General features: G+C 43.3%; 3 protein-coding genes. All 3 read left to right on the top strand.

Annotated elements, in window-relative coordinates:
- Positions 1–567, top strand: a 567-nt coding sequence (locus HUS61_RS20970; protein ID WP_175087008.1) for a cellulose synthase subunit BcsC-related outer membrane protein, incomplete at its 5' end; no start/stop codon positions are given.
- A 244-nt stretch (positions 568–811) separates the two neighbouring features.
- Positions 812–2,242: a peptide MFS transporter gene (locus HUS61_RS20965; protein WP_054561940.1), complete on the top strand. Its 1,431-nt coding sequence runs from the start codon at positions 812–814 to the stop codon at positions 2,240–2,242.
- A 116-nt stretch (positions 2,243–2,358) separates the two neighbouring features.
- Positions 2,359–4,817, top strand: a 2,459-nt coding sequence (locus HUS61_RS20960) for a bifunctional UDP-sugar hydrolase/5'-nucleotidase (RefSeq protein ID WP_175092020.1), incomplete at its 3' end; no start/stop codon positions are given.

The raw sequence follows: 4,817 nt of genomic DNA, 5'->3' as shown, positions 1-4,817 counted from the left end.
GTAAAAGACAATCAAAGCTACAGCCTAATGGGTGGCAGTTATTATCGTTATATTCGCGAAAGAAACACCGAATTAAGTCTAGGCCTTAACTTATTACACTGGTCGTATAAGTATAATTTAAGTGAAGAAACCTGGGGACATGGTGGCTATTACAGTCCACAAAACTACTTGGGCGCTTCATTACCTGTGATTTTTGATAAGCGAGTTGGTCATAATTTTGTATACCGACTGCGCGCTGGCGTATCTTGGTCAACCACCACGACAGACGACATCGCATTTTTTCCTAACGACCCTATTTTGCAAGGCCAAGCAGAGGCTCAAACAGCTGTTACGGGTGTTGTACCTTACTTTGAAGGCGATACCAGCAATGGTTTATCGTATAACTTAGGGGCAAGTTTTGAGTATCGATTCACGCCTAATTGGTTCTTTGGTGGTTACTTCAACCTAGATAGAGCCGATTTTTACGAGCCGAATTATGCTCAGTTGTACTTCCGTTATTACTTTAATCCGGTGTATAGCGAACTGGCTTTCCCGGGTAAACCTGTTGTGCCTTATGCTAGCTACTAACTGTCGCATCACATGGGGCAAGTGTCGCAAGTTCTTCCCCTCTCCATAAGGTCTATGTATACTGTAGCGCACTTGTAGCTAGGATAAGGGTGTGTCCCATTCCTTCAAGTACAAAACTTGAGCAACAAACCATTATCTTAGCTGCATCAAAAAACATGGCCGCCCGTTCACTAAATAAATACATAGAACGACCAAAGCAAAAACAATAAGGCCTCAAATAAAAACTTAGAGTTAGGAAGTAAATATGAGTTCATTACCTAAAGCAGGTGACTTTTTAGGGCATCCTAAAGGGTTATTCCTGTTGTTCGGCACAGAAATGTGGGAACGATTCGGTTATTACGGCATGCGCGCCATCTTAGTTTTATACTTAGTAGCGCTTGTACAAGAAGGTGGTTTTGGTTGGTCAAATGCAGACGCATTAAGCCTTTATGGTACCTTCACAATGGCTGTATACATCACCCCACTATTCGGTGGTTGGTTAGCCGATAACGTATTAGGACAACGTAAAGCAATTATCCTTGGTGGTTTATTGATGGCTGCAGGCCATTTCACTATGGGTATCCCACACAGCTACTTAGCTGGCCAAGAAGAAAACGTATTCTACATTGGTTTAACACTTCTTTGTGTGGGTAACGGTTTATTTAAGCCAAACATCTCAACTATGGTAGGTGATCTATACAAAGAAGGTGACCAACGTCGTGATGGCGCGTTCACTATCTTCTATATGGGTATCAACCTAGGTGGTGCATTAGGTCCTCTAGTTGCGGGTTATGCTGCAGCTGCAATGGGCTGGCAATGGGGCTTTATCGTAGCCGGTGTTGGTATGGTGTTATCTGTACTTTTACAGCTTGCATTAAGCAACAAATACTTAGGCGATATCGGTGTTGTGCCTTCTGCTAAGCTTTCTCAAGCACAGTCTGAATCAAACACTAAAGAGCCACTAACTAAAGTAGAAACTGACCGTATTAAAGTTATCTTTACTATGAGTGTATTCAGCATCATCTTTTGGATGGGCTTTGAACAAGCGGGTGGTTTAATGAACCTTTTCGCTAACGATTACACAGACCGTATGTTACTTGGTTTTGAAGTACCTGCTTCTTGGTTCCAATCTTTAAACTCAATTTTCATCATTGTTTTTGCACCTTTAGTTGCCATTATTTGGTTAAAGCTTGATAAACGTGAACCAAATTCACCGGTTAAGTTTGCTATTGCACTTATCTTTTTAGCACTTGGTTTCATCACTATGATCCTAGCGCTAATGACACAAGGTCAAGGTGAGCACCTACAAATCAGCATGATGTGGTTAGTTTTATTCTACTTATTCCACACGCTAGGTGAGTTATGTTTATCTCCAATTGGCCTATCTATGGTAAGTAAACTTGCACCTCTACGTTTAGCTTCAATGCTTATGGGTATTTGGTTCCTATGTACAGCGGTTGCAAACAAGATTGCTGGTTTCGTAGGTTCATTCCTAGGTGAAGGTGAAGAAGCGTTAGACAACGCGATGGGTATCTTCATTGGTTTAGGCGCAACTGCGGTTCTTTCTGCAGTGATCATGTACTTACTAAGCGATAAACTAGTCGCTTGGATGCACGGTGCTGAAGGCCAACACGAGCCACAAACTACTGAGCACATCCTAGCTGAAGAGCTAGAAGTGACAGCTGAAAAGCAATAATACTTATTCCCCGTAGCACCCGCTGCGGGGAATTTCTCTCTCCCCTATTCCCTCAGCGTCCTTAAAACTGATACTATATTCTGATATTAATTTGGTTTGGCAAAGGAACTGAGTAAGTGCGCTTTAACACTCAACTACTGGTCATTATTCTGACTAGCTTATTACTGACAGCATGTGGTGGCGATAAAACAACAAAAGAAGTCGCAACTGTTCCTGATCAGTCTGGTTTGATTATTTCTGTCGAAAATGGCTTATCGGCTGAATTTGCACAGGGCGATGTCATACTTAATGCAATAAGTAACACAGTCACAACAGACACCACATTTACTTATACAGAGACAAGCGCTTCAAGCACGGATATCGAGCAAGGTATTGTCTCGAGTATTCATACCTTTCGCCCCAATAACCTGATATTTGCTGAGCCATTAAGTTTAGCGATTAAGTTACCAGATGAACAAACCAACCTTGCCTTTAGCATAGTGCAGTTAGTTGATGAGCAGTGGCAAACTCTCAGTACAGAACAAAGCAATGATGGATTTGCAGTCAGTGCTATTACAGAATTTGGTAGCTTTGCTTTAATGTCTCGCACTGTTCCTGTAGCCAGCAAAACCATTGGCGAGCAATGTAATAACACTGCCAGTAACCAAACAGTGCGCTTTATTCATGTTGCAGATTTACACGCGCGCTTCGGCTTTAAAGAGCAGTTATTCAGCCGTATTCGCAGTTACTACGACAATGCAAAACTTGAAAACCCTAACACCTTATTCACCAATGGCGGTGACGATTATGAAAAAGGCACCGTAGCAGAACAAACATCACAAGGGTTAGCCACTGTTGAAGCAATAAAAGCCATGGCTTTTGACGTACGTGTGATAGGTAACCACGACTATGCGTGGGGACCTGAGCAACTGTTGGACTTTGCCGATGACGATAATGCCATCGTGCTTTCAAGTAACACCGAATATGATGGTAGCGATGATACGCCGTTTGCCGGTGTCGATTTTTCGGTTGTTCAAGTAGGTTGCCTACGCATCGGCTTTTTTGGCATGACTTCAGTGCCTTGGAATGAACTCGATGAACCAGTTGAAGACGAGCCAATTCCTGATTTTATCGCTAACTTTAAAATGAATTGGCAGTGGCAAGAAGTGGCTGAGCAGCTTGTTAACCAATACCGTCAAGATGTAGATTACATGGTTATGGTTAGTCACTTAGGTGAAGGCACTGACACCCGAATTGCACAAAATGTTACTGGAATTGATTTAGTGCTTGGTGGGCATACTCATGGCGGTGAAAGTTATCAAACCTTAGATAACGGCAGCATTGTTATTCAGCCAAACTTTTTTGCACAAGGTCTGACTGATCTTACCTTAACCTTTAACCTTGAAGACAAAACACTTGCGGATGTTGATTACAAAACCATCGCAACCACCAGCATTACGACCCAAGATGAAAGCACTAAAAACGCCATCGATGAAATCATGGGTCGCTATGCCCCAGATGCAAACACCGAAATTGCCGTTTCAGAAAATTACCCTACTGCAGAAGAGCTCACCACAATTACAGCCAAAGCAACTATGCAGCAGTTCCCTGCTATTGAGGCCGCCTTACTAAATGCAAGCCAAGTACAAGATCGTTGGCTACCGGGTACATTAACCCAAGAAGATTTTCATGCCGCGTTTAAGGTTGAACGCCAACCATCGAATACCCCGGGCTTTAATTCAATTTATCAAGTTGAGGTGACAGGCAGCCAGTTGAAAAGCATGCTCGAAAGCCAGCCAGAATGGGTCTCGGTTGTGCCAGATAACATTGATGATGCAAGCACTTACCTCGTTGCTCTATTTAAAGGCCCAGCGCTAAATAGCGAATTGTTCTTCCCTGCTCTGCCAAGCTTAGAAGCTCAATTGGTCGCTGAAAGTTGGTGGCTACTTGATAACTACGCGCGAGCACGCACCAGCCAATGTTTATATATCGATACCGATAACATGCTTAATGCCTGTAAAGCAGATGATGCGGTCACAGTATGGAATTTTAACAACCCAGAGCAAGGCTTTAGCAGTGACGTTGGCCCTGCAACACTCAGCTTTTATGACCCTGAAGACAAAAATTGGGGGCCAGAAGATAGCCAATTTGCCACCACCACTGAGCTTGAAATAGCTGATTTACCAACGGGTGCTTCAGGCGTGCTCGCCTTTGCTCGCCATAGCCCAACGCAAGGCTTAACCTTAACGGCTAATAGTGCTGCAAACGGTGATTACCAAACAGAAGGCCTTATCGCTGATTACACTTTAGTGATGGATATTATGTGGCCAGAACAAAGCACCAATGAATGGCGCTCATTACTACAAACCGATACCACTAACAGTGATGACGCAGACCTTTACGTTAGCCGAGATAACGCCATTGGTATTGCCACCAGTGACAGTGGTTACTTTGGCGAGCTTACAGCAAACAGCTGGCACCGTATTGCTTTTGTGTTTTATGCTGCTCCAAACAACGGCGCACTAAAAATTTATCTTGATGGCGAGCTGATTGGTATTAAAGATGAAGGTGAAATCAATGAGCGCTGGGCAATCAA

The organism is Pseudoalteromonas sp. 0802 (assembly GCF_013350085.1).
Classification (GTDB): Bacteria; Pseudomonadota; Gammaproteobacteria; order Enterobacterales; family Alteromonadaceae; genus Pseudoalteromonas.
The sequence above is the reverse complement of the archived record's forward strand: the minus strand, read 5'-3'. Positions and strand labels throughout refer to the sequence as shown.